Below are 25,527 nucleotides of genomic sequence, written 5' to 3' on the forward strand. Positions count from 1 at the left end.
GATCACCACCCGCAGCTGCCATGGCTGATGCAGGCCGACGGCGGAGGTGCGAACGTCAGCCACGGGCAGGGAACAGACCGCGCGGCCGCCAAAACAGCACCGCCGCCATGAGCACGTAGATGAGGATCGATGCCAGGGCCGGTCCCAGGGTCCCTGCGATCTGCGGCGGCAGGACCGCGCGGAGCGACATGGGCAGGAAGGTGCGGCCGATGGTGTCCACCGTGCCGACCAGCAGGGCGCCGACGAACGCACCGCGCACCGAGCCGATGCCGCCGATCACGATGACGACGAAGGCGAGAATGAGAATGCTCTCGCCCATGCCCACCTGCACGGCGAGGAGGGGACCGAGCATCGCGCCGGCGAGCGCACACAGCGCGGCCCCGATCGCGAAGACGGCCGTGAACACCACACTCACGCGAACACCCATCACGCGCGCCATTTCACGGTTGGAAGCACCGGCGCGCACGAGCATGCCGAGCTTCGTCCTGGCAACCAGCAGGTACAGCAGCACGGCGACAGCGACGCCCACGCCGATGATCATGAGGCGGTAGGCTGGATAGACGAGACCTCCGCCCAGTTCGACCGGACCCGCCAGCGCGGCCGGCATGTCGATGGACAGCGCCTCCGGCCCCCAGATCATCCGGACGGCCTCGTTGCTCATGAGGATGAGCCCGAAGGTCGCGAGCACCTGGTGCAGGTGATCACGCTGGTACAGCCGCCGCAACAGCGTGAGTTCGAGCAGGACACCAACCACGGCGGTCCCCGCCATGGCCCCGATGACCGCAATCACGAACGAACCCGATGCGGCGGCAATGGTCGCGGCGAGATAGGCGCCGACCATGTACAGCGAGCCGTGGGCGAGATTGATCATGTCCATGATGCCGAAGACGAGCGTCAGCCCGGCGGCGAGCAGGAACAGCATGAGGCCGAACTGCAATCCGTTGAGGCTTTGCTCGAAGATGAGGACGACATCCATGAATTGCTGGCGAAATGCGGGAACCGGCGAGCAGCTCCCCCACCCTGTGCTCGCTATGCCGTTACCACGGCTTCATCTTGCATGCCGGGGCATAGGCGTCCGGATGGTTCGTGAGCACCGTGCTCACGAGCTTGTTCGTGATGCGCCCCGACGGGTCCTTCCAGATCTGGCGCAGGTAGTAGTTCTGGATGGGGAAGTGATTGACGTTGAATTTGAACTCGCCACGCACCGATTTGAAGTTTGCCGCGGCGAGCGCCTTGCCGAACGCGGCCTTGTCCTCGATCTTCCCCTTCGCGTCGCGCACTGCGGCGTCGAGCATCCGCGCCGTGTCGTAGCCCTGCGCCGCGTAGACGGTGGGCGTGCGGCCGTATTCCTTCTGGAAGTCCGCCACGAACTTGCGGTTCTCCGCATTGCCCAGGTCGTGCGCCCAGTGCGCCGTGTTGTACATGCCCAGCATGGGTTCGCCCACGGCCTTGATCACGTCCTCGTCGGCGGAAAAGCCGGGTGTCACGAGCACCATCTGCTTGTTGAGCCCTGCGGCCACCCACTGCTTGATGAAGTTGATGCCCATCCCGCCCGGCTGAAAGATGTACACGGCTTCGGGCTTCGCAGCGCGCACCTGCGCCAGCTCCGCGGCGAAGTCGAGCTGGCCCAGCTTGGTGTAGATCTCGTCGATGACCTGGCCCTTGAAGAGGCGCTTGAAGCCGGTGAGCGCATCCTTGCCCGCGGGGTAGTTCGGCGCGAGCAGGACGACCGACTTGTAGCCTTTGCTGGTGGCGAACTGCCCGGCGGCCTCGTGGTAACCATCGTTCTGCCAGGAGGCTGCGTAGAAGTAGGGATTGCAGCCTTCGCCCGAGAGCGCACCGGGGCCGGCGTTCGCACTTACCATGAAGGTCTGGTTCTCCATCACGGCGGGATTGACGGCCAGCATCACGTTCGTGAACACGATACCGGTCACCACGTCGACGCGGTCCTTCTTGAGCAACCGTGTCGCGAGTTGCTTGCCGGTGTCGGGGTTCATCTGGTCGTCCGCGACGATGACTTCCGCGGGCAGGCCGCCCAGCTTGCCGCCGTTGGCCTTGAGCGCCAGGTTGAAGGCGTCGCGGATGTCGATGCCCAGCGCCGCGGAGGGCCCGGAAAGCGTGCTCATGAATCCGATCTTGATCTGGTCGGCCGCGGGCGCGTGGGCGGCGATTCCGGCCAGGACGGCGGCCGCGATGCTTCGTTTCATCGTCATCTTCCTCGAAGGTCTTGTTCCGGGGCGGTCCGGGCAATGCTCCGGCACCGTGGCGCGCCGATGGTATACGAGCATACGTTCGACAGCAGCGGAATGTGACGCACCGGCGACGGGCTGGTGTAACCGACAGCGTTCCCCACGCTCGGATTCGTTGAACATCCCGCAATGCACCATCGTTCGTGGTGGAGTTAACCAGACGAGTGGGCGGGCCGCATTGCCGATGGCACGGTGGGCGCGTGTTGCAATGCAGCGCAAGGCCGTCGTGTCGGGCATCCGCATACGTCATCGTGCGGGACCGCTGATCGACGGGAAATGCCCGCCGTCATTGGGCTTGCGTTAATACTGGACAGCGTCGATGCCTATGGTATGGTGCCTGTCGTCTGACGTTCGACGCACAGGACCGATCACACAGTCTCGCGCCATAACAGACAGGAAAGCGAAGTAGCACACCTCACGACCACTGGGAGGATAGTCATGGATGTACAGGTCAATAAGCAGAATCAGAGTTTCAACGGGGACCCGCAGATGCCGCTGATGTGGTATCTGCGCGATGAGCTGGGTCTCACCGGTACCAAGTTCGGCTGCGGCGTCGGCCTGTGCGGCGCCTGTACCGTGCACGTGAACGGCAAGGCCGTTCGCAGCTGTGTCACGCCGATGAGCGAAGTGTCGAGCCAGTCCGTCACGACCATCGAAGGCTTGTCTCCCGACGGCAATCACCCGGTGCAGAAGGCCTGGCGCGCGCACAACGTGCCCCAGTGCGGTTACTGCCAGCCCGGCCAGATCATGCAGGCGGCCGGTCTGCTCAACCAGAACAAGAAGCCGAGCGATGCGCAGATCAACGAGATGATGGCCGGCAACATCTGCCGCTGCGGCTGCTATCAGCGCATCTTCGCCGCCGTCAAGACCGCGTCGCAGGAGGCCTGAGATGAACTTCCAACAGTACGCTGATCAACCCATTCTCAAGAACGTCAGCCGTCGCGACGTCCTCAAGGGCATCGTGTCGGGCGGTGGTCTGGTCCTCGCCGGACAGTTCCTCCCGCGCGATGCCATGGCCGACGGCGGTCACGTCAACCAGTACGACACCGGCGCGGGCGGCATGCCCGGCGGCGTGGTGTGGGATCCGCACGTCTTCGTGTCCGTCTCTCCGGACGGAACCGTGACCATCGTCACGCACCGTCAGGAAATGGGTACGGGTTCGCGCACCAGCCTGCCGATGGTCGTGGCCGACGAAATGGAAGCCGACTGGGCCAAGGTCAAGATCGTCCAGGCCCCCGGCGACGAAAAGAAGTACGGCAACCAGGACACGGACGGCTCGCGCAGCATCCGTCACTTCGTCCAGCCGATGCGCACCTGCGGCGCTGCTGCCCGCAAGATGCTCGAGACCGCTGCGGCCATGACCTGGAGCGTTCCCGATACCGAAGTCCGGGCGCAGAACCACAAGGTTGTTCACCTGCCCAGCGGCAAGTCGCTCGGCTTCGGCGAACTCGCGACCAAGGCGGCAGCGCTGCCCACGCCGAAGCAGCGCGACGTGGAACTGAAGGATCCTTCCCAGTTCCGCTACATCGGCAAGGGCAAGGTCCAGATCACCGATCTGCACAACATCACCACCGGCAAGGCGATCTACGCCCAGGACGTCCGCGTCCCCGGCATGCTGTTCGCCACCATCGAGCGTCCCCCGGTCGTGCTGGGCAAGGCGGTCAAGTGGGATGAGGCGGCCGCCATGGCCGTGCCCGGCGTCAAGAAGGTGGTGTTCATTGCCCCGACCCCCATGCCTGCCGTGTTCGCCCCCCTGGGCGGCGTGGCGGTGATCGCGACCAGCACCTACGCGGCGCAGAAGGGCCGTGCAGCGCTGAACGTGCAGTGGGACGATGGTCCCAACGCCGACTACGATTCCGACAACTTCAAGGAAGCCATGGCGGCGGCGGCCCACAAGCAGGGCAAGATCGAGCGCAACGAAGGCGACTTCGACGCCGCGATCAAAGGCGCTGCCAAGGTCATCGAGCGCGACTACTACATTCCGCACGGCCACCACGCCACGATGGAACCGCCGGCAGCGGTCTGCCAGATCAAGGGCGGCAAGGCCGAGGTGTGGGCCTGCGTGCAGAGCCCGGGCGGAACGCGCGGCGTGATCGCCGGTGCCCTGGGCATGAAGGAAGACGATGTCACCGTGAATGTCACGCTGCTGGGCGGCGGCTTCGGCCGCAAGTCCAAGTGCGACTTCGCGGTGGAAGCGGCTCTCCTGTCGCGCGCGATGGACGGCCAGCCGGTCAAGGTGGTGTGGACGCGTGAAGACGACATCCAGCACGGCTACTACCACTCGGTGTCCTACCAGAACGTCACGGCCGGCCTGGATGCGAGCGGCAAGGTCATCGCCTGGCGGCAGCGCAGCGTCTCTCCCTCGCTCATGTCCAACTTCATGCCCGATCCCAAGCGCGAGAGCGCCCTGGAACTGGGCCTGGGCCTGATCGACACGCCGTTCGACGTGCCGAACCTGCGCCTGGAAACGGGTGAGGCGGTCGCCAAGACCCGGATTGGCTGGTTCCGTTCGGTGAACAACATTCCGCACGCCTTCGCGATGCAGTCCATGGTGGCCGAACTGGCTGCCGAACTGGGCAAGGATCCGAAGGACTTCCTGCTGGAGATGATCGGGCCCGCCCGCATCGTCGATCCGCGCAAGACGGTCACGCAGGAACTGTGGAACTACGGCGATCCGTGGGGTACCTATCCGATCGACACCGGCCGTCTGCGCGCCGTGGTCGAGCGCGCCGCGAAGGAAGCCGGTTGGGGCAGGAAGCTGCCGGCCGGACACGCCCTGGGCATCGCCTGCCAGCGGTCCTTCCTGTCCTACGTCGCGACGGTGGTGGAAGTGGCCGTGGACAAGGACGGCAACGTGAGCGTGCCGCGTGTCGACACCGCCTTCGATGCCGGCTTCGTGGTCAACCCGGAGCGCTTCCGTTCGCAGGTGGAAGGTGCCGCCGTGATGGGTCTGACCATCGCCAAGCACACCAACATCACCTTCAAGAACGGCCGCGTGCAGCAGAGCAACTTCGGCGACTACAAGGTGCTGCGGATCGGTGAGGGCGCGATGGATGTGCGCGTCCACATCATGCCGCATGGCATCGAGACGCCTTCCAGCGGTGTGGGTGAGCCCGGCGTTCCGCCGTTCGCGCCCGCGTTCTACAACGCCATCTACGCGGCCACCGGCAAGCGCATCCGCAATCTGCCGCTGGGCGACCAGCTGTCCGCGTAAGACCCGGGAGAGTGACCGGGGGCCTGGCCTCCGGTCTTTCTCCGGCGATCGCAATTCCGGTCTCTGGCCCGTTCCTCATGGAACGGGCTTTTTTTTGGGTGAGCGGCCATCCGTCTGCCTTGCAGGCCCGGCCGGGAAAACGGAATCGCCCTTTCCCCAGTGCAAATCGGTGACGAATCGATGCTGCACTGCGCCAATCGGGCTATGATCGGGGAGCCGTCGGACGCCCTCGGACGCGCACGTCTCCAGAACATTTACAGCGCCCATGAAGACCATTCGCAGCCTGCTCGTCGCCAACCGCTCGGAAATCGCCATTCGCGTCATGCGCGCGGCCGCCGAGATGGGGATCCGCACCGTCGCCATCTTCTCCAACGAGGACCGTTTCGCGCTCCACCGTTTCAAGGCGGATGAAAGCTACCTGGTCGGCGCGGGCAAGAAGCCCATCCAGGCCTATCTGGATATCGAGGACGTCCTGAGGATCGCCGTCGAGGCGAAGGTCGATGCCATCCACCCCGGCTACGGTTTTCTGTCCGAGAACCCCGACTTCGCCGAGGCCTGCGGGAAAGCCGGCATCACTTTCATCGGGCCCAAGCCCGAGGTGATGCGACTGCTTGGCAACAAGGTGGCGGCCAGGAATCTGGCCGAGAAGATGGGCGTTCCCGTCGTGCCGGCGACCGGAGCGCTCCCGGCGGACTTCGACGACGCGCGGCGCATGGCGGCCGAAGTCGGCTACCCCCTGATGCTCAAGGCGAGCTGGGGCGGGGGTGGCCGCGGAATGCGTGTCGTCGAGTCCGAGGCCGATCTGTTCCACCACCTGGAAGTGGCCCGGCGCGAGGCGCTCGCAGCCTTCGGCAACGACGAGGTATATCTGGAGAAGCTGGTGCGCCGGGCGCGCCACGTGGAAGTCCAGGTGATGGGCGACAAGCACGGGAATCTCGTCCACCTGTTCGAGCGCGATTGTTCCGTGCAGCGGCGCAACCAGAAGGTGGTCGAGCGGGCGCCCGCGCCTTACCTCTCGGACGCTCAGCGCGCCGAACTGTGCGAGTCGGCACTGTCGCTCGCCCGCGGCGCGAACTACACGCACGCGGGGACCGTCGAGTTCCTGATGGATGCGGACACGGGCAGGTTCTACTTCATCGAAGTCAACCCGCGGATCCAGGTCGAGCACACGGTGACCGAGCAGATCACCGGTGTCGACATCGTCAAGGCACAGATCCGGATCAGCGAAGGTGCCCGGATCGGCGAGCCGGATTCCTACGTACCGGCGCAGAACGAGCTGCGGATCAACGGCGCTGCCTTGCAGTGCCGAGTGACGACCGAAGATCCCGAGAACCAGTTCACGCCCGACTATGGGCGGATCTCGGTGTATCGCAGCGCCGCCGGTTTCGGCATCCGGCTCGACGCGGGCACGGCATACAGCGGCGCGGTGATCACGCCCTACTACGACTCGCTGCTGGTGAAGGTCACATCGTGGGGCCACAACAAGGAAGAGGCGATTGCCCGGATGGATCGCGCGCTGCGCGAGTTCCGCATCCGTGGGGTGTCGAGCAATCTGCAGTTCCTCGAGAACGTCATCCGCCATCCGCAGTTCGTGAGCGGCGAGTGCATCACCCGCTTCATCGACGAAACGCCGGAGCTGTTCCGGTTCTCCCACCGGCGCGACCGTGCCACCAAGCTGTTGCGCTTCATCGGCGATGTGGTCGTGAATGGCAACGCGGAGATGAAGCGCCGGCGCAAGGACGACACCACGCACGGTCCGGCGCAATTGCCGCGCGGCCGGCCGTCGCGCGAAATCCCCAAGGGTTCCCGCGACAAGCTGAAGGAACTGGGCGCCGACGGCTTTGCGAAGTGGATGAAGGATTCGCAGCGCGTGCTGCTGACCGACACCACGATGCGCGATGCTCACCAGTCGCTGTTCGCCACGCGCATGCGCACGCACGACATGCTGCCCATCGCGCCGTACTACGCGCGGATGGCGCCGGGCCTGTTCTCGCTGGAGTGCTGGGGCGGCGCCACGTTCGATGTCGCGCTGCGGTTCCTCAAGGAGGATCCGTGGCACCGGCTGGCCTTGCTGCGCGAAGCGATTCCCAACGTCTGCTTCCAGATGCTGCTGCGGGCCTCCAACGCGGTGGGATACACGAACTACCCCGACAACGTCGTGCGCTACTTCGTGCAGCAGGCGGCGAAGGAGGGCATCGACATCTTCCGCGTGTTCGATTCGCTCAACTGGGTGGAGAACATGCGGGTGGCCATCGACGCCGTGCGCGAATCCGGCGCGGTGTGCGAGGCGGCCATCTGCTACACGGGCGATCTCTTCGATAGCTCACGGCCCAAGTACAACCTCAAGTACTACGTCGACATGGCCAAGGCGCTGGAGCGCGCCGGCGCGCAGGTGCTGGGCATCAAGGACATGGCGGGGGTCTGCCGGCCGCGCGCCGCGCGTGCGCTCGTCACCGCGCTCAAGCAGGAAGTCGGTCTGCCCATCCACTTCCACACGCACGACACGAGCGGCATCGCGGCGGCGAGCGTGCTCGCGGCCATCGAGGCCGGCGTCGACGCCGTGGACGGCGCGCTGGACGCGATGAGCGGCCTCACCTCGCAGCCCAACCTCGGCTCCATCGTGGCCGCGCTGGAGGGGACCGACCGCGAACCGGACGTCGATCTCGAATCGCTGAAGTCGCTGTCGACTTACTGGGAAGGCGTGCGCAGGCACTACGCGCCCTTCGAGGCGGACATGCGTTCCGGGACCTCCGACGTGTACCTGCACGAGATGCCCGGCGGCCAGTACACCAACCTCCGCGAGCAGGCTCGGGCCATGGGCCTCGAGCATCGCTGGCCGGAAGTGGCTCGCGCCTACGCGCAAGTCAACCAGCTCTTCGGTGACATCGTGAAAGTCACGCCCACCTCCAAGGTGGTGGGCGACCTGGCGCTGTTCATGGTGGCGAACGATCTGACGCCGGAAGACGTGCTCGATGCTTCGCGCGAGATCGCCTTCCCCGAGTCGGTGGTGTCCATGCTGAAGGGCGAGCTGGGCTTCCCGCCCGACGGTTTCCCGGAGGCCATCACCCAGCGCGTGTTGAAAGGCGACAAGCCGGTGCAGGGCCGCGTCGCAGCCTATCTTCCTCCCGCGAATCTGGATGCAGTGCGAGCCGAGGCTGAACACTCCGCCGGCCGGAAGCTGAGCGACACGGACCTCGCGTCGTATCTCATGTACCCCAAGGTCTTCACCGATTTCGCCAAGCACCTGCGGCACTACGACGACGTGTCGGTGCTGCCCACGCCGGTGTTCTTCCAGGGCATGAAGGATGGCGACGAGGTGGCCGTGGACATCGACCGGGGCAAGACGCTGGTCATCCGTCTGCAAGGACGTGCGGACATGGACGAAGAGGGCCAGGTCCGGCTGTTCTTCGAACTGAACGGCCAGGCCCGCGTCGTGCGCATTCCCAAGGCCGGCGTGGCCGCAGCCGTGAAGCAGCGCTCGAAGGCTGAGGATGGCAACACCGATCACATCGGTGCGCCCATGCCCGGCAGCGTGGTCCTGGTGCCGGTGAAGGCCGGCCAGGCCGTGAAGAAGGGCGACCCGCTGCTGTCCATCGAGGCGATGAAGATGGAGAGCGTGATCCGGGCCGAGCGGGACTGCCACGTGAGGGCTGTGCACGTGAAGCCCGGCGACGCAGTGGCTGCGAAGGACCTGTTGATCGAATTGGGGGCGTGACCGGCGGCCATCCCCCTTCAGAGCGGGCAGAGAACAACTGCGGTGAATGGGCCAGATGGACTCTGTCGAGCGCTGCGAAGACATCGCTCGCAGCAGGTCCCTTCTCCTTCAAGGAGAAGGACAGGATGAGGATGGGTCAGGAGGACGCAGGCGACAGGAGGCTAGCCCTCGGTGACGCCCGCCACTGAGCAGGTCCCTTCTCCTTCAAGGAGAAGGACAGGATGAGGATGGGTCACGAAGGATGCAGGCGTCGGGAGGCCGGTCTTCTCGGGTGACGCCGCCACTTCGCAGGTACCTTCTCCTTCAAGGAGAAGGACAGGATGAGGATGGGCGCAGCGCCACTCCAACCCGCAAACTCGCCCCGCGCCAACGCCGTTCAACCGATCCGACAGCATCAACCGCCGCTCGATAATCCGTAGACAAGCCGAACGAGCGCCGCCTGACTGCTCGTACCGGTCTTCGAGTAGACGCGCTTGAGCTGCGTACGCACGGTTTCCACATTCACCCCCCGTTCCGCCGCGATCTCCGGCGCCGTATGGCCGATGCAGGCAAGGCGAACCACCGCGATCTCGGTAGGCGTCAGTCGATACAGGTCTCGCAGGAGAACCTCGTCCACCCTGAGCGGCCGCGCGGGGTCAGAAATGAACACGATCGCCGCCGGGCTCACGGTTCCGATTCCAAACGAGTTCTCGATGGGCAACGGCGAGAAGTTGAGCAGCAAGGGAGGCTCTCCTTCCCCCCGGGGCACGTGGAGCGCCTTCGAGAAGTTTTCTGCCGACGCGCTGTGCGTTCGCAGAGAACCGATGATGGCGTTGCCTAGAGCTGCGTTGACTGCAGGGCGCAGACACAGCAATTCGTCCCGGCCGTCCGATCGCCGGTGAAGCCCGATCGCCTTGGTGGCGTTGAGCAACTCGCCTGCGGCCCGGTTGAAGAAAGACACTGCGCCGCTGGCATCCACGAGCAGAACCCCGGAGCGGATGCGATCCAGCGCGGCCTGAGTTGTTGCAATCCGGAACGACGCATCCTGAAGCCGGTAGGACATTCCCAGAGAGCGCGACACGTGAGGGCTCAGCAGTTGCATCCACTGCTTGGCACGCGGGCTGAACGAGCCATTCTCCTCACCGCGGTATGTCGACAAGAACGTGACACGCAGACCCGCAGCGTCCGGCCCGAAGATCACGGAGGCGCACAGGCGAGACGCGTGGGCCGGTTTGAGAAATTCCTTGAAATAGATCGACTTCGTCGTTCTCTGTGGGGTACCAGGTCCTTGTCGGTGACCACCGTGCCCGAAACGCACAAGCCCTTGTCCTGAAGGGCCTGTGTCCAGACATCGTGGGCGTGATACTTGTCCTTGTACTGTCGAACGAAGGTATCGCCGATGCCTTCGCTGATGTGGAAACCGCCACGGCCGGCATCGTCGAAAGGCGTGAAGAGCTGACCGGAATCGGCCGAAACGGCATCCACGATTTCCTTCACCACCGGCTGCCAGAGTTCCGGAGCCAGCGCCGCATCGTAGATCTTGCCTATCGTGCTGCTCAGACGTTCCAAGGGACCCTCCAATCAGCGCAAGTCTCCATCCACCGGCCACCCTGAAAAAGGCAACCTGCGACTTGTGACTTGCGATCGCGTTCGGGCGAGGCGCTGCACCTGCTGGCGAAGCGCCTGGCATGCGATTCTCGATCCTCCGGGCAGAGAACCGGCCGCTCCTCTTCTTGCCACTTTTACCAGAATGATCTGCCATCCGGAAGGCGGACCCATCACCAAATCGGGTGATGACTCGGGGGTTGCGGAGACACTTGCCACCGACGAAGGCCCTGTCGTCCCAACGAAGTCGCTTTGACCGGATTGTGTCGTGCGTCACCCGCGCGGGTGATGCATGCAGCGACCCTGTAAGCGAGAATCTCGACACCGCGCGTCGGCCCCACGTGTCGCGCACAGGTTCGCCCCATCGAATCGAACCGCGAGAAACGACGCCGATCGGCGCCACCGGAGACCTGATCCAAGGAACCTGACCATGGAGACGCTGGCTGGCCGTGTTGCATTGCTCCTGACCCTTGTTGGGTGCAGCTTGATCTGCGCCCCGGTATCGATAGCCGCGCTCTTGCCGGTGGCGAGCACGACGTACGCGGGGTCGTACTACGACGCCGGTCCGTTCGATGACCGCACGCTGCCTGCCGATCTTCTGTCCGCGCATGGGCTTGCCCTGCACCCATTCACCAATGACGACATCAACAACTCGCTCGCCGCAATCAATCCGAACATTTTCATCGCGGGCATCGATTCGAATCAGTTCGTCGTCCCGACCCTGCCAGGTTCGCCGTGCCGGCTCGGCTGCAGTCTGTTCCTGGACATCGAGGCACTGCAGAGCTATTTGGGACCCTCCATCGAGATCAAGGGAATCGCGGTCTCGATGTTCCAGATCGGAAGCGAGAATGAGGGGTGGGCCACCCTGACGCAAGGTAGCCAGTCGGGACAAAAATTCGGTATCCCGTTCTCCAGCGAGGACCAATACACCCTTCTGTACCGTGGCGGGGTCTTCGACAATCCGGCTGATTTGGCCGCAATGATGCTGGAGATCGGCTTCGTGGTCGGAGACACGGGTCTCTCCCGGGGCTTATGGGCGCAGGCTTACTACATCACGGCGAGCGACGTTCGTGCGGTTCCTGAGCCAGACATGCTTGGATTGGGCGCGCTGGCGGTGCTTGGTCTGATCGTCATCAGGCGGCCCCGCTACGGCCGGGTGCCGTTGGCTGCGCTGGTGAACTGACAGGCCGTTGAAGTACCAACGATGACTGCGGGTGCCTTCAATCGCAATCAGTCCATTGAGGTCTAACAACCGACGAGTCTTGGCACGGCGACATTCTCGGGCCCGGTTCTCGGGGATTCGAGTGTTCGAAGGCGGCTGTTCCGCTCTATTCATGGTCGACAGGGAGCACTGCAAGCGCAACTGCGCCACAGTTTTCTGCTTCGCGAGGTTGAAAGTGAATCGGCATTTCATAATCCTGCTAACACCAAGGTGAGGACAACCATGCCAAAGTTTCGCCTCGATGCAGCTATCCTCGTCATGATGATTTTGCTGGTCGGATGCGTTCAAACGAACTACTTGCGGGAGATACCACCACACTTGCGTGCAGTACCTGCGACTGCGTCTCCCGAAGCAGGTGCCGGGCTGGTGGTGTCGGTGAACTGGCCCGCGGCGATCGATCCAAAGGCGCGTACCGCCGTCGATCAGTTCAGCCAGACCTTCTATCGCGCGGCTATCGGCTCGGTGTACGACGACGAGGAACTCAGCCCTAAAGTAGACATTACTGGCGGTCTTCCGATCGCATCCACATACTTCGCGGCCGAAGCGTACATGGCCCTGAGGCACGCGCTACCGGCGGCACAGGTGATTCTGGAGCCTCAGATCATCACCCTCAATGATGCTGGTCAGCCAACGGAGCGATCTCTAGTTCAGTCGTCCCTTCCGGTGGCGATACGATTCGACATCGCCGCGCCTCAGGGTGGACCGTACCCGTTCGTCAACGAAACCTTCACGTTCTCCGTCCGAACGCCCGCCTCGCTGAGCGGAAAGAACTGCGGACTCTTTGCAGGGTCGGCCTCCGAAATCGACCCCACCATTGTGTGGACCAGTTCTGGTGAATGCGTCGCGTCCGGAAGCGAATTCCCGAAGAAGCCAGTTTGGTATCTCGATAGAGCCACACTCAAGAAGTTCGTCGACTTACGGGCGTACGGCGACCCCACTCTCCCACCGACTCGAGATCGCACCGTTCTATTCCCGTTTGTGTGGAGCGTCAGCCAGGGCATGACCGGCAGCACTATGCCGGACTATGTGAAGCGCAGCCGTCCTGCGACACCTGCGGAGGCGGATGACACCATTGCCCATCCCTACATAGAGAACTTCGCGCGTATCGCTTCCCAGGTTGGTGAGCAAGTCGCACCGCAGGCGGCACACAGCGACGTCAATGTTCGCTACCTAGAACAGTTCGACTCTAGCCTCGCCGAACGCGTGGCGAGCGGCATGACTCTCACGGAGGCCGACAAGACCAACATTGCGATTGTAAGGAAGCTGCTCGCCTCCGAGACCCGAGTCCGAGTTCGTCGTGATCATGAACTCGCACGAGGGATTCTTTCTGGCACGTATGGAGTCTCGGTACGGAAGGTACGTGATGCGAGTTTTTCCGGCGTGAACAAGGAAATGTCAGCGGCACTGGGTTCCGCATTGCTTTCCTTGGGTGCGATGACAGCGGCCGGTCCGGACGCCTCTCTGGCAGAATTGACCAGCCTGCAGCAAGACGGCTTTATGGCCATAGCGGATGCAACCAACAAGTCGGGCCAGGAGTTTCTCCGCACCATCACACCGAGCCTCAAGAATCTCGATGGGGCTTGGATCGAGTACGCCGAGCAGAGGATCGCCGTTGATGTCACCGACCAAGCATCTCTGGTGGCCGCATTGAAGCAGCTATACGAGAAGAATCGCGTCAAGTGATGCCGCGCCGTTGAAGGGTCTATTTCGGTTCTATCAAGACTCGATCTTCTCCCTGGCATCGTGTCGATCTGTCCAATTCCTTACGAACATGCCGGCGTCTGACCTCTTTTCTCCTGTTTCGCGTCCAGCGTACGAGGCCCGCACTACAAGCGGGAGTGTTTCGCTGGCACTACGTGAGTCATGCGTGGGTAGCACTATCCCCGCTGTGTTCAGGGTGTGGTGTGGCACTCTGCTGCTCTCGGTCTCCGCGCTAGAGTGCTCTGCAGGAACACTGTCGTCGATGGACGGGAGTTCGCAGTTGGGTCCACTGGACCGAGGCTTCTACACCAAGTTCCCCGACGATGAAGCACGCCTGCAACCCATTTGGGCGCTGCTGGAGAAGATGCGAAAGGCTCGAGATGATCTCAGGGCGAACTGTACTGGCAGCGAATGGCTTGGGATGGTTTCCAGGGTGAAAGGAAAGCTTGTCCTTACCTCGCCAGACAGGTTCAAGGCTTGCGAGGCCTCCAGCAATCTGCTCAAGAACGGAGATCCAGAGTTCCAGATTGCCTTGGAACAGATGAACAAACGGTACAAGGCCAGTTATCCGCTTCCAAAGGGCGATCGAGCAGACATCGATGCGTGGACGAAGCGAAAGACGGAGTTCTTGTACTTCGATTCGCCTGCCTGCAACGAAGCGTCCCGAGACATCGTTCGCGGCGCATCTGGATCGACGGCGATTCGGCATCAGATCTTTGCGCAGATGAACTCTAAGTGCCCATCGGAGTGGGCCCGCTTGTTCGAGCCGGAGGTTGTTGCGGAGGAAGGCGGCCAGCACTACGCAAAGCCTGGACCGAAGTGTGAGTTTGTTTCCACACCCTCTGCAGTCGATGGCACCTCAACGAAAGGAACGCGCGAGACATGTGATTCCAGAGAAGGCACTGTCGAGCCGTCAAGACACGAGGATCGATCAGAGGCCGCGAAGGATCGTCCACGCATGAGTCCGCGGGGCCCAGGCGATGCTAGTCTCGACGTAGAGCTGGCGGAATTGGAAGCGGGGGCCTACCGCAGCGCTACAAGTCCTTCGCCAGGAACGCCTGGCAACGCCAAATCTGACGCGTCGCCTGTTCTTCGCGCGGAGGGAAGTCGTGGGCTACTGGAGAGCGTAAAGCAAAGTGTCAATGCGTCAGGCGACAATGCGACACGGTCTGCCCAGGAATCCGTCGCGATAACTCAAGCGGTGAGCGACGTCGCCGTTGCTGCGCAAAGGGAACTGTCACCGAAACCCTCGACCACCGCCGGCAGTCGACCTGCTGGTGTCACTTCGTCAGCAGAGGTAGCGCGGCAAGAGCCAGGAACACCGGTAGAACACCTGCCAGGGCGAAGGCCAGTCGATTCACGGCAAACAGGGTCCTCCGCCGGCAATACGGCGAGCCAGGCGCACTCTGGGGGAGCTAGCCAGATACGATCGGGCAACGCGCGAGACACAGTCGCTCCAGGATCCGAAAGAACGAGATCAAGAAGCGAGAAGAAATTCTCTTCGTTAGATGCGTCGCACTGCATGGAACTGGTTCCCAAAGGTTTCAAGTGTGATGGTTCGTACAAGAGATTCCTGGTGAACAACTGCAACGTGAAGCTGTACGTTTGGTTCAAGTCTGGCGGGCCAAGCGGCAGTGAGGGTTTGGACAGTTGGGCGCCAAAGCAGTGCCGGCCAATCCCGGCGGACTTCTTCGATGGAGCGGACACGAGGGTCGAATGGAAGGCGTGCAGTTGGGACCCTCAGGCCACGTATGGTCCGAGTAAGGATCCTTGCCGCTACTAACAGATCGCCTCCGGGTTCGGGAGAAAGCGCCGGGTTCTAGTCGGACTGGTCTAGCTGATTCCTGGCGTTTCCGATCGTACGACCGCTCCCGGTCCCCCGACGGAATGTCACCGATTGGTTGCAGAGGACGGCGGTCGGTGAAACAGCCTCACCTATACCAGGCTGGCGTACTCGACGTCGTCGACGCTTCGCCATGGGCATCGCGGGTGAGTGTCTTGGGTCCTGAGGGGCTCAAGTATGCAGTCCGGTAAAGTCACAGGTTCTCGTCCAGAACCCACTCGCCCGGTGCCCCATGTCCTCCGATTTCCCCGCCCTGGTCCGCTCCCTCGAATCTCTCCTGCGCCTGCGTTCGCACGTCTTCGGCATGAAGTTGTTCGAAGATCGTGCAGCGATGGAAGCCATTCCCAAGATCCGCAGACCGCAGGCCGTCCACACGCTCGATCAACTCGTGGGGCAATGCGCCCGGCTCGGGTGGACCGTGGGCGTGACGGCCGACGATCTCGTGGGTGCGCAATGCAGGTCGGTCGTGGGTTTGGGCAAGGCAAAGACCGACGAGTGGCGTTCGGGCCAGCACATGACCGGTGTCTGGTTCGCGACGCAGCCCGATGCGCAGGCGCATCAGGAAGCGATGCATTGCATTCCAGACGGACGGTACGAGGCGCTCGTGCTGTCGCCGCTATCCAGCGGTCGGCTCGACCCGCCGGACATCGCGCTCTTCTATGCCACCCCTGGCGCGATGATGTATTTCATCAACGGCCTGCAGTGGTCGGGCTACAAGCGGTTCGACTGGAGCGTGGTAGGCGAGTCAGCCTGTGCCGATTCGTGGGGCCGTGCTCTGGCGACACGCGAACCGAGTCTGTCGATTCCTTGCTTCGCCGAACGCCGCTATGGCGGGGTGCTGGATGACGAGATGCTCATGGCGCTGCCGCCTGAGTTGCTCGCCAAGGCGGTGGCAGGCATGGAGGCGCTCGCGAAGAATGGTCTGCGCTACCCCGTGCCCCAGTATGGACTCCAGCAGGATGTGCGCGCGGGGATGGCGGCGAGTTACCCGTCGAAATGAGTGCCGTCGTTCCGCATGTTCCGGTGAGGCGGGGTCGAACTGACGCGAAACGCGTCGTCAAGGAAACGGGGGGCGCCCGCAAGTGGTGACGCCACGTCCTTGATCGTGATGCGGCGAACGACCGCCGGGACGAACCCGCGGAGCGTGCAGTCCCGCAGGCAAATGTCCCGGGCGTGATCCGTCGGTCAGGCGGCGCGCTTTCTTCCCCGCGCGGCTACACCCAGCAGACCCAGCGCCACGAGGGCCCAGGTTTCGGGTTCCGGCACGGGTGCCGCGGCGATCGACCAGGCGGAGGCCTCGTAGAACTCCTGATGGCTACCGTAGGCCGGTTCGCTGTAAAAAAGCGGAAATCCGACTGCGCCACCTTCGGAATCAATGGCGAAACCTTCATCGCAGTTCGAGTCCGTGCATGCGACGATGTCCATCAGGCTGCCATCGAGCGAGACGACGGGCAGATTGCCAGGCGCGGCGCCGAGAAGGTCGAGAATGGACTGGACGTGGGTCAGAGGAAGCACGGGAATGCCGTCCATGGTCGGCGTACCGACGATGGAATCGACGACGATGGTGTTGTTGTCCGCCTGCAGGGTTCCTGACAGTTGCCCGGCAAGCAACTGTGTCGTGGTCTGATAGGAAAAGTCGTACAGCGTGGCCGCCTGGGTGGCGCCTGCGCAGGACAAGGCGATTCCGACGCAAAGATGGGTGAAGCGATTCATTGTGTGTCTCCCTGATTCATCGAGAGGTGCCAAGCACGTCGTGCGGACTCGTTGGCACCGATGGCCCTCTGCCCCGTGGCCGGTGATTCCTGGTCACGCACGGAAACCCGGCAGGGAAGGCGCAACAAGGCTACCTGCGCAATGTGTCGCCACCGATGACGGTGCGATGGTCGTTTCAGCCTATGCTGCACTTGCACGCCGTGCATCGAGACGTCGCTTCGAGAGGGGGTCTCTTGCCACGAGGTACGCGGGCTTGGCGAGACCGCGTCTCCTGCTGCAACCGGACCGGCACCGCAAACCGGTATGCGATGATTCCTCGAGATGCTTCTTCTGTTGAGTCGCCCTTGCCGACGGTTGGATACCCACTTCGATGACAGATCCCCATCCCTGTTCCTGGCAGATCCACGGCACCGCAGGCGCGGCCGAGTGGCTCACGCTCGTTCACGGCTTCACGCAGAACAGCGACCTCTTCAGCGCGCAGATCCGGCACTTCGGAGATCGCTACAGGATTCTGTCGATCGATCTTCCCGGCCATGGCCAATCGGCCGGCGTGCCGGGCCCCTACGGTCAGGCGGAGTACGCGGAGGCGGTCGGCGCGGCGCTCGATGCGGCCGGTGTCACGCGCACGCACTTCTGGGGTACGCATACCGGTGCCGCAGTTGCCCTGATCCTTGCGCGACGCCGGCCTGATGTGATTGCGTCGATGGTGCTCGACGGCGCCGTGATTCCGGGGGCCCCCACACCTTATGTGGCGGCGTCCATCCGGCAGGCACGCGAAACCGCACGCGCGAGAGGCATCGCCGCCGCTCGCCACGAGTGGTTCCACGAATCCGAATGGTTCCGCGTCATCCGGGAGAATCCGGTCGAGTGCCGGGCGGAAGAGCATTGGCGCATCCTCTGCGATTTCGCGGGCGTGCCGTGGATGGACGAAGCGGCACCGGCTGTGGTCTCAGACATGACGCCCGAGCTGTCGAACATTCATCAGCCCGTGCTGCTCGTCAACGGCGAACACGACGTCGAGGAATTCGTCGGGATGGCGGATGTGCTGGAAAGCCGCCTGCCGCGCGTGGAACGGTGCGTGATCGAACGAGGGGGAGGTTTCCCGCTGTGGGAATTTCCGGCGGCCGTGAATGCTCGCGTGGACAGGTTTCTGGATGGGGTGCTGACAGTCAGTCCGCACTAGAGCCTTGTCTCGATCGGCCTGGGAAGGCCGATTGCCGCGCTGGAGCGCTCGTTCCATCGGAGGCCTGGCCCATGAAACCCTACGCGAAGTTGCTGGCGATGACCGCCGTGTCGACGGTCGTCATGTTCGGTCTCATGTACCTCAACACGTTCCGCGCCGAGCACATCTTCTTCAGCGAGACCCGCAGCTACTGGCCCTGGTGATGGGCGCCACCATGGCCGTTCTAATGTTCGGCTTCATGCGGTCCATGTACCCAAAGCGGGGAGCGAATGCCGCAGTGGTGGCCGGCGCAATCGCGCTGTTCGCCGGCGCGCTGTGGCTCGTGCGTAGCCAGACGACGGTGGACGACGTGTCCTACATGCGCGCCATGATTCCGCACCACTCCATCGCCATCCTCACCAGCGAGCGTGCGCACCTTGCCGATCCTCGAGTCCAGGAACTGGCCGAGCGGATCAGCGCCACGCAGAAGCTGGAGATCGAGGAGATGAAGACGCTGATCGCGGAGTAGGGGCGGCGGTGAACGATCGCAGGTGGAGGCCTCCATACGCGTTGCGCCGCAAACTGCGAGGGGAGATCTCCGGACGATAGGCGCATTCCTTCCCTCAGGCCTCCTCACGTGTGTGGATCACCATGTCCGAAGATACCCAACAAGAGTCCGACTTCCCTCGTCGTGATGACTGAGGGTGAAAGGTGCTTCTCCACGGGCGTTCTTCTGAACAGCATCAGGCCCTGAAACATACTGAATGTCTTTTCGTTCCCCATGGGTGCGGCAGTTGATTTCTTTTGCGTCTTCGCATCCACCGATCAATTCCGTAAGCGATCTGTAGGAAGCCCTGCATTACGCTGACCTATCGACTCGATGCTCCGGACCTGGCGCGTCCAGGTTGCCGGTCGTGCGAGCCACGAAGCCACGGGCCGCGTGAAGCATCAAGGGGGCGGCATTCTGCGTCGAGCTACTGATCCCCCTCTAGAGTGATGAGAGTCGCGGTGGTACAGCGGCATGCAGTTGTCGGAACCCAGGAGCAGACACGCCGTCGTCACCCATCAACGGAAAGGAGGGGGACATGAGAGGCGCATTGTTCCATGTGGCGGCCGCGCTGGCGGCCTTCGTGTTCGGTGTCGGGAATCCCTTCACTGCGGTCGCAGCGTCGAAGTGGAAGGCTGGTGACAGGATCGTCCTGACGAAGGACGTGTCGTTGAAGGACGCTGCGGCAGCGACATTGCAGGCCCCAACGGGGTCCATTCTTTTTGTTCAGCAGGCGCCGGGGACGACGTACACGTTGAAGGCCAAGCGAGTAGGGACCGCAACCGTCGGTGGCCTGAATCCTATCGTCTCCGAGCAGGTCTACACCGGCGACGCCGCCGCTGTGGACGGTGCGTCCGACAAGACTGCCTCGCCCCATCTGCAGAAGGGCGACCTGGTGGAACTGGGGGGAACGCTCGATGGCCTGAAGGCGGGCGGGGCCCCTGCCGCCACGTCCCTCAAGGTACCGCCTCGTGCGCGCCTCGAGATTCTCGAGCGCGATGCGGATGTGATGACCTACACGGTGAGGCTCGATGGATCTCTGCCCAAGGGCCATGGCATCGCGGACGACGACGTTCCCAAGGACAAGGTCGAGTACACCGTGGATGTGACTGCGCTGGAAAGCAAGGCGGTCGTGATCTCGGCAAAGGCGGGAGACGCGCCACCGCCAGTCGTGGAGCAGGGCAGTTTGCGCACCGCCCGGCTGGAAACCATCGCGAACTACCGTCCGCTGCTGGAGATCCGGACAAACCTTGAAAGGACCGCGTGCGCCGGCACGGGCCTGCGCGTGGAAATGGACGACGGGCAGTATCTCTTTCTCACGCCCAGACCTGATCGCGGCTGGCTTGGCCTGGAAAAGGACAAGCCGATTCCGACCTGTCTCGAGAGCAACGACAAGACCGGCGGCGAGGTGAGACTGGGAGAGATGTACCGGGTGGTCAAGTCCGATTTCGACCAGCGCTACTGGCGTCGTGCCGGGTGGGCTTACGGTCCGCTCTTCGTCCCGTTCAAGATGCGCTTCAAGGACAAGAGCATCACGGGGGAATCGTCGCTCGGAGGCTATCTGGGATGGCAGTGGGAGGTGTCGAGAGTCCCTCTCATCCTGGGCGCCCACGCGGGCCTCAGCGTGGTCTCCACCGGCAACGACGTCAACACGACGGTTCCCAACATCAACGACACCACCACCAGATCGGCCTTCACCTGGGGTTTCGCGGTCATTATGAAACCGGACGACAAGTTCCAGGCGGGCATCGTCCTCGGCAAGGACCGCATCGGCGGCTCCGCCGGCAGCCAGTGGAAATACGAGGGTACCTGGTGGCTCGCGATCGCGATCGGGTACAACTTCGCCCGGTAAGGATGGCCGGGCGGACCCGGCTCGGCAGGATGGATGTCACGAAGCCGGCTCGAGCAGCAGCCGGCTTCGTGGCGACGGCTTATTTCGTGGCGACCCTGTGCGGCCCCACCGGCAACGCCGGCACCGACGAGAACTGCTCCGGGATGTCACCGGTAAGCGTTTCGAGGAACGCGACGATGTCGGAGACGTCGGCGTCCGTCAGATCGCGCCCGAGCTGCAGCTTCGCCATCACTCGCACCGCGTCCGGAAGCGTGGCCACGGAACCATCGTGGAAGTACGGCGGTGTCACGGCCACGTTGCGCAGTTGCTGCACCTTGAACATGAAGGCGTCGGCGTCGTTCTTCGTGTCGTGGAAGCGGCCCTTGTCGCGGCCCTTGAGGAGTTCCTTCTCCGTGCTGCCGGTGGCCGTCCAGTAGTCCGCAGTCAAACCGAACTTCTGGAACATCTGCCCGCCCACCGTCACGCCGCTGTGGCAGCCGGCACAGCCGTAGCTCATGAATTTCTCGAGCCCCTGCTTGGCTTGCGTACCGAGGGCGGCAGCGTCGCCCTGGAGGTATTTGTCGAAAGGCGCCGGTGTGATCAGCGTGCGCTCGTAGGCGCCGATCGCGAGGCTCCAGTTCTTGGCCGTGATCGGCTCGGCGTCGCCGGGGAAGGCCTTCTCGAACAGCGGCCGGTAGCCGGGAATCGCCCGCAACCTGGCTTCGGCCGCAGCGAAATCGGCGTTGCCGTAGGCGAGAGGACTCACCAAGGCCTTCAGGGCCTGTTCCTCGACGTCCACCCGGTTGCCGCCGTAGTGCTGCAGGAACTGCAGCGCCGTGTTGAACACCGTCGGCACATTGCGGGGCAGTTGACGTCCCTTGTTGCCCACGGATTCGGCCAGTGCGTCCGTGCCGTAGAACATCGGCTGGTGGCATTCGGCGCAGCTTTGCTTGCCGTCCGAGGAGACGCGGGGTTCGAAGAACAGGACGCGTCCCAGTGAAACGCGTTCGGGCGTGAGCGGCCGGTCCGGCGCTTCGGCCGCCGCGGGCAGCGGCTTGAAGATCGCCTGGGCGCGGGACAGCAGGCTTGCCTCGCCGTCCTCGGACGACACGCCGGAGACGGTGGAGAGGAGGGCGGCCGTGGCCAGAGAAGCGCCGGCCAGGGCGGTGAAGAGTGTTGTTCTGTTCATCGTGTTCTCCGTGTTCAGGGGCAGGGAGTGGGCATCCGGAATTCGGGTCGGAGCGTGGCTATTGTGCGCCCGGACCGGGGTCTGCGGTACGGGCGCGCAGCACTTGCGAGGGTCGTTCGGGCGGCCGCGCATCAACGGTGGACGCTTCCGGCGCGCCACTGGCGCTCCAGATCGTCCCACGCGGCCAGCGGCTGCAGGTCGGGCACCCAGGCGAGTCCGGTCTTGCTGTCGGAGGATCGAGCCTCGGGAGTGACGATGACGTCGAGCAGGGCCGGCCGGTTCGCGAGCGCACGTTCGATGGCACCGTCGAGATCCTCGACCCGCTCGACCCGTTCTGCATGCATGCCGAATGCGCGGGCCATCGCTGCGTGATCGGAGAACTGCAGGCGGGTGCCAACGACCTTGCCGTGGGTTTCGGTCTGGTCGTGCACCTCGATCTGCCAGGCGCCGTTGTTGGCCACGACGATCAGCAGCGGCGCGCGGTGCCGCACGGCGGTGTCGATCTCCATGGCGTTGAAGCCGAAGGCGCCATCGCCGGTGGCGACCACGACCTGCCGGCCGGGGCAGGCCAGGCTCGCCGCCACGCCGAACGGCGTGCCGATGCCGATGCATCCGAGGGAACCGGGGTCGAGGTAGGTCGACGAGTTGAGTCCCACCCGGGCGAAACTCAGGAAGTCGCCACCATCGGCGATCACGATCGCGTCCGGATCGAGCTGCTGTTGCAGCGCAGCCAGCACGCGGTTCGGATGCAGGCGTCCATCGCTGCCATTGGCCGCGCCGCTCATGCTGGTGCGAAGCTTCGCGGCGCGTTCCTCGTGCTTCTTGCGCAGTCCCGCAGCCCACTCGCGGTCGACGGAGGAAGGCCGCGTTCCCGCTGCCTCCACGATCGCCTTCAACGAGGCGGCGCACTGAGCGAAAAGTTCGACGGCGCCACGACGGTTGTCACGCAGATCGCCGGGGGCATCGCCGATGCGCACGAACTTCGCGGGACCGAACACGGCGGGCGATCCGTACGCCAGCTGGAAGTCGAGCCGCCTGCCGACGGTCAGCACCACATCGGCCTCCGTCATCACGGCGCCGCGCATGGCCGCGACGACGGACGGATGGCTGTCGGGCACCAGGCCCTTGCTTTCGCCCGTGTCGAGGTAGACCGCACCAAGACGATCAAGCAGCCCGACCAGTTCGGCACTCGCACCGCGCGCTCCGCGTCCGCTGATGACCAGAGGACGTTTCGCGGACCACAGGATGTCCACGGCGTCGCGAACCGCTGCCGGGTCGGGCAGCATCGCGGGCCGCGGCTTCGGCCGGTAGTGCTCTTCCATCTGCACGGGCTTCGGAACCTCGCCCCGCAGCGTGTCTGCCGGGAAATCCAGATAGACAGGCCCGGGGTCGCCGCCCTGCCCGAAAGCCCGCGAGACCGCTTCGTCCAGTTCCTGCAGGACCAGCGCGGGTTCGCGGACAGTCCGCGCATAGCGCGTGATGGACCGCACGAGGTCCGTGTGTACGATGTCCTGCAGCGCGCCCCGGTTTTCCTGCGGACCGGGAGGCAAGCCGGACAGCACCAGCACCGGCGCTCGCGCCACGTGAGCGTTCGCGATGCCGGTCATGGCGTTGGTGACGCCCGGACCGGCGGTGACGAGCGCGACGCCCAGGCCGCCGGTGAGTTCGGCATGGGCGTGGGCCATGTAGACGGCCGCGCGTTCGTCGCGCACGTCGACGATGCGGATGCCTTCGGCGTCCAGGCGCATCCAGATGGGCATGATGTGGCCGCCGCACAGGGCGAACACGCGATCCACGCCGCGGGCCTTGAGGAATCGCGCGATGACGGACGACGCGCAATCGGGAGTCAGTGGGGGAGGTGTCATGGCAGTCGGTTCCGTAGGGGGCGGCGGTCAGGAGTCGGCGCGCTTCTTCTTCAGCGGGCGCAGGTCGATGGCACCGGGAAGCTTCCGTGGGTCGGTGCCGGAGGGGAAGATGTGGATCTTCTGCACCTTCTGCGACGTTCCCGTGGGCAGGCTGTCGACGAACAGGAACCAGCCCGGCACCTTGAAGTAGGCGATGCGCTCGTAGCTCCACTCGAACAGTTCCCGCGCCAGCGCCTCGCCGGCCTGCGCCGGCGGTTTGGCCACGATGCAGGCCATCACCTCTTCCTCGCGCAGGTCGTCCGGCACGGCGAGCACCGCGACCTGCTTCACGCTGTCGTGGAACGTGAGGCACGCCTCCACTTCCGCCGCGGCGATGTTCTCGCCCGAACGGCGGATGATGTTCTTCTTGCGGTCCATGAAGTAGAACGTGCCGTCCGCATCGCGCATCGCGACGTCGCCGGTGTGGAACCAGCCGCCTGTCCAGGCTTCATCCGTGGCTTCCGCGTTCTTGAGGTAGCCGGAGAAGAAGCCCTTGCGCGGTGTCGCGGCGCTGTGGCGCACCACCAGCTCGCCCGGCGTACCCGCCGGCACTTCGCGGCACTGGTCGTCCCAGATGGCGGCTTCCGTGCCTTCCGACGGACGGCCGAACGAACGCGTGTGGATCTTGCGCGGCTCGTGGCAGTCACTGATGAGGCGCCCGGTCTCGGACATCGCCCACATCTCGACCAGCGCCATGCCATAGCGCTTCTCGAACACCTCGTGCTGACTCGGGTCGACGCCGGCGCACAGCGCGAAGCGCACGGTGTGCGATTTCTCCTCCGGCACCTCGGCCAGCTTGAGCAGGACGTTGGGAATGATCCCCTGGAAGTGCACGCACGTGATGCGGCATGCGACCAGATCCTTCCACCACGTGCTGGCGTGGAACCGGTCAGGAAACACCACGCATCCTCCCAGCAGCAGCATGGCGGGCACCGAGATCGACAGACAGTTGGCGTGGTGCAGCGGCAGCGGGTTGTACATCCGCTCCACGCCCTCCTGCATCGTCAGCCGTCCGCCCAGCTTCACGTAGCACAGGCCGAAATTGTGGAAGTACTCGTTGGTGAGAATGCAACCCTTGGGGCGCCCCGTGGTACCGGACGTGTAGAGCAGGGCGGCTTCCGTGGTTCCGTCGGGCATGCCGGGCGCGGCCGGGGTGCGCGGAGCGGGCAGTGTGTCGGGAAAGTTCTCGAACGACACGACGGCCAAGCCATTGTTCAGCGCGGTCGCGATGGCGTGAAAGTCGCCTATCCGCTTGTCGACGGAGATGGCCAGGCTGGACTCGGAGTGCTCGACGACGTACTGGATCTCTTCCTTCCGGTAGTCCGGATTGATGGGCACCACGCTGCAGCCGAGCGAGTTGAGCGCGTAGTAGTGGAAGAAGAATTCCGGCCGCTGGTCGAAGAGGATGGCGACGCGGTGGCCCATGCCGAATCCTGCACGGGCGTAGATCGTGCGCATCTTCTCCACGCCCTGGGCGACCTCGTTCCACGAGTACTCCTTGCCGTCGGGGTGATAGGCACGGCCCGCCATCGGCGGCACGGCGTACGCGGGCCGATCGCCCCAGCGGGAGACGGTGCGTCTGAGGGAATCGTAGAGGGTTCCGAGGGGCAGGGCGTCCATGATGTCGGGTGTCAGTGTGAGTGGGGTGGAGTG

The 25,527-nt window shown here is 64.0% G+C and carries 16 protein-coding genes and 1 pseudogene; 9 read left to right on the forward strand and 8 right to left on the reverse strand.

Going from position 1 to position 25,527, the window contains the following annotated elements:
* Window positions 1-55 precede the first annotated feature (55 nt).
* Window positions 56-976, reverse strand: coding sequence for a branched-chain amino acid ABC transporter permease (locus IPK20_15790; GenBank protein ID MBK8018041.1), 921 nt, complete (start codon window positions 974-976; stop codon window positions 56-58).
* 61 nt (window positions 977-1,037) lie between these two features.
* The gene (locus tag IPK20_15795; GenBank protein MBK8018042.1) at window positions 1,038-2,213 is read right to left on the reverse strand and encodes an ABC transporter substrate-binding protein; all 1,176 of its coding nucleotides are present in this window, start codon (window positions 2,211-2,213) and stop codon (window positions 1,038-1,040) included.
* A 474-nt stretch (window positions 2,214-2,687) separates the two neighbouring features.
* Here IPK20_15795 and IPK20_15800 point away from each other — a divergent pair, with 474 nt between their 5' ends.
* From IPK20_15800 to IPK20_15810, 3 genes are all read left to right on the forward strand, one after another.
* Window positions 2,688-3,137 (forward strand): (2Fe-2S)-binding protein, encoded by a 450-nt coding sequence (locus IPK20_15800; GenBank protein MBK8018043.1) that lies wholly within the window; start codon window positions 2,688-2,690, stop codon window positions 3,135-3,137.
* A 1-nt stretch (window position 3,138) separates the two neighbouring features.
* Window positions 3,139-5,463 carry a xanthine dehydrogenase family protein molybdopterin-binding subunit gene (locus tag IPK20_15805; protein MBK8018044.1) on the forward strand — a complete coding sequence of 775 codons (2,325 nt, stop codon included), beginning with the start codon at window positions 3,139-3,141 and terminating at the stop codon, window positions 5,461-5,463.
* A gap of 265 nt (window positions 5,464-5,728) precedes the next feature.
* Window positions 5,729-9,178 carry a pyruvate carboxylase gene (locus tag IPK20_15810; protein MBK8018045.1) on the forward strand — a complete coding sequence of 1,150 codons (3,450 nt, stop codon included), beginning with the start codon at window positions 5,729-5,731 and terminating at the stop codon, window positions 9,176-9,178.
* A 394-nt stretch (window positions 9,179-9,572) separates the two neighbouring features.
* Here the strand turns inward: IPK20_15810 and IPK20_15815 are convergent, their stop codons facing one another.
* Entirely contained in the window at window positions 9,573-10,238 is a 666-nt protein-coding gene (locus tag IPK20_15815; protein MBK8018046.1) for a helix-turn-helix transcriptional regulator, read from the reverse strand.
* Between the two features lie 116 nt (window positions 10,239-10,354).
* Window positions 10,355-10,726: a hypothetical protein gene (locus tag IPK20_15820; protein MBK8018047.1), complete on the reverse strand. Its 372-nt coding sequence runs from the start codon at window positions 10,724-10,726 to the stop codon at window positions 10,355-10,357.
* A 466-nt stretch (window positions 10,727-11,192) separates the two neighbouring features.
* Between IPK20_15820 and IPK20_15825 the strand changes: the two genes are divergently transcribed.
* From IPK20_15825 to IPK20_15835, 3 genes are all read left to right on the forward strand, one after another.
* A complete protein-coding gene (locus IPK20_15825) occupies window positions 11,193-11,945 on the forward strand; it encodes a hypothetical protein (protein ID MBK8018048.1) in 753 nt (250 codons plus the stop codon).
* A gap of 261 nt (window positions 11,946-12,206) precedes the next feature.
* The gene (locus IPK20_15830; protein MBK8018049.1) at window positions 12,207-13,667 is read left to right on the forward strand and encodes a hypothetical protein; all 1,461 of its coding nucleotides are present in this window, start codon (window positions 12,207-12,209) and stop codon (window positions 13,665-13,667) included.
* A gap of 2,093 nt (window positions 13,668-15,760) precedes the next feature.
* On the forward strand, window positions 15,761-16,528 hold the full coding sequence (locus tag IPK20_15835) for a DUF169 domain-containing protein (protein MBK8018050.1): 768 nt from the start codon (window positions 15,761-15,763) through the stop codon (window positions 16,526-16,528).
* 185 nt (window positions 16,529-16,713) lie between these two features.
* Here the strand turns inward: IPK20_15835 and IPK20_15840 are convergent, their stop codons facing one another.
* Complete coding sequence (locus IPK20_15840; GenBank protein MBK8018051.1) at window positions 16,714-17,241, reverse strand: PEP-CTERM sorting domain-containing protein; 528 nt, start codon at window positions 17,239-17,241, stop codon at window positions 16,714-16,716.
* Window positions 17,242-17,611: 370 nt separating this feature from the next.
* Between IPK20_15840 and IPK20_15845 the strand changes: the two genes are divergently transcribed.
* The 3 genes and pseudogenes from IPK20_15845 (at window position 17,612) to IPK20_15855 (ending at window position 20,802) form a co-directional block, all read left to right on the forward strand.
* Window positions 17,612-18,424, forward strand: coding sequence for an alpha/beta hydrolase (locus IPK20_15845; protein ID MBK8018052.1), 813 nt, complete (start codon window positions 17,612-17,614; stop codon window positions 18,422-18,424).
* Window positions 18,425-18,495: 71 nt separating this feature from the next.
* Window positions 18,496-18,932: pseudogene (locus tag IPK20_15850) on the forward strand (DUF305 domain-containing protein).
* A 556-nt stretch (window positions 18,933-19,488) separates the two neighbouring features.
* Window positions 19,489-20,802 carry a hypothetical protein gene (locus tag IPK20_15855; GenBank protein ID MBK8018053.1) on the forward strand — a complete coding sequence of 438 codons (1,314 nt, stop codon included), beginning with the start codon at window positions 19,489-19,491 and terminating at the stop codon, window positions 20,800-20,802.
* A gap of 79 nt (window positions 20,803-20,881) precedes the next feature.
* Here the strand turns inward: IPK20_15855 and IPK20_15860 are convergent, their stop codons facing one another.
* The 3 genes from IPK20_15860 to IPK20_15870 form a co-directional block, all read right to left on the reverse strand.
* Window positions 20,882-21,970: a c-type cytochrome gene (locus IPK20_15860; GenBank protein ID MBK8018054.1), complete on the reverse strand. Its 1,089-nt coding sequence runs from the start codon at window positions 21,968-21,970 to the stop codon at window positions 20,882-20,884.
* A gap of 131 nt (window positions 21,971-22,101) precedes the next feature.
* The gene (locus tag IPK20_15865; protein MBK8018055.1) at window positions 22,102-23,835 is read right to left on the reverse strand and encodes a thiamine pyrophosphate-binding protein; all 1,734 of its coding nucleotides are present in this window, start codon (window positions 23,833-23,835) and stop codon (window positions 22,102-22,104) included.
* Between the two features lie 27 nt (window positions 23,836-23,862).
* Window positions 23,863-25,494 carry an AMP-binding protein gene (locus IPK20_15870; GenBank protein ID MBK8018056.1) on the reverse strand — a complete coding sequence of 544 codons (1,632 nt, stop codon included), beginning with the start codon at window positions 25,492-25,494 and terminating at the stop codon, window positions 23,863-23,865.
* Window positions 25,495-25,527: the final 33 nt, after the last annotated feature.

Source organism: Betaproteobacteria bacterium (genome assembly GCA_016713305.1).
GTDB lineage: Bacteria > Pseudomonadota > Gammaproteobacteria > Burkholderiales.

What these genes read in the sequence shown, in the direction of transcription:
- IPK20_15790 (MBK8018041.1), bottom strand. Translation starts at nt 976, where the DNA reads ATGGATGTCGTCCTCATCTTCGAGCAAAGCCTCAACGGATTGCAGTTC.
- IPK20_15795 (MBK8018042.1), bottom strand. Translation starts at nt 2,213, where the DNA reads ATGACGATGAAACGAAGCATCGCGGCCGCCGTCCTGGCCGGAATCGCC.
- IPK20_15800 (MBK8018043.1), top strand. Translation starts at nt 2,688, where the DNA reads ATGGATGTACAGGTCAATAAGCAGAATCAGAGTTTCAACGGGGACCCG.
- IPK20_15805 (MBK8018044.1), top strand. Translation starts at nt 3,139, where the DNA reads ATGAACTTCCAACAGTACGCTGATCAACCCATTCTCAAGAACGTCAGC.
- IPK20_15810 (MBK8018045.1), top strand. Translation starts at nt 5,729, where the DNA reads ATGAAGACCATTCGCAGCCTGCTCGTCGCCAACCGCTCGGAAATCGCC.
- IPK20_15825 (MBK8018048.1), top strand. Translation starts at nt 11,193, where the DNA reads ATGGAGACGCTGGCTGGCCGTGTTGCATTGCTCCTGACCCTTGTTGGG.
- IPK20_15830 (MBK8018049.1), top strand. Translation starts at nt 12,207, where the DNA reads ATGCCAAAGTTTCGCCTCGATGCAGCTATCCTCGTCATGATGATTTTG.
- IPK20_15835 (MBK8018050.1), top strand. Translation starts at nt 15,761, where the DNA reads ATGTCCTCCGATTTCCCCGCCCTGGTCCGCTCCCTCGAATCTCTCCTG.
- IPK20_15840 (MBK8018051.1), bottom strand. Translation starts at nt 17,241, where the DNA reads ATGAATCGCTTCACCCATCTTTGCGTCGGAATCGCCTTGTCCTGCGCA.
- IPK20_15845 (MBK8018052.1), top strand. Translation starts at nt 17,612, where the DNA reads ATGACAGATCCCCATCCCTGTTCCTGGCAGATCCACGGCACCGCAGGC.
- IPK20_15855 (MBK8018053.1), top strand. Translation starts at nt 19,489, where the DNA reads ATGAGAGGCGCATTGTTCCATGTGGCGGCCGCGCTGGCGGCCTTCGTG.
- IPK20_15860 (MBK8018054.1), bottom strand. Translation starts at nt 21,970, where the DNA reads ATGAACAGAACAACACTCTTCACCGCCCTGGCCGGCGCTTCTCTGGCC.
- IPK20_15865 (MBK8018055.1), bottom strand. Translation starts at nt 23,835, where the DNA reads ATGACACCTCCCCCACTGACTCCCGATTGCGCGTCGTCCGTCATCGCG.
- IPK20_15870 (MBK8018056.1), bottom strand. Translation starts at nt 25,494, where the DNA reads ATGGACGCCCTGCCCCTCGGAACCCTCTACGATTCCCTCAGACGCACC.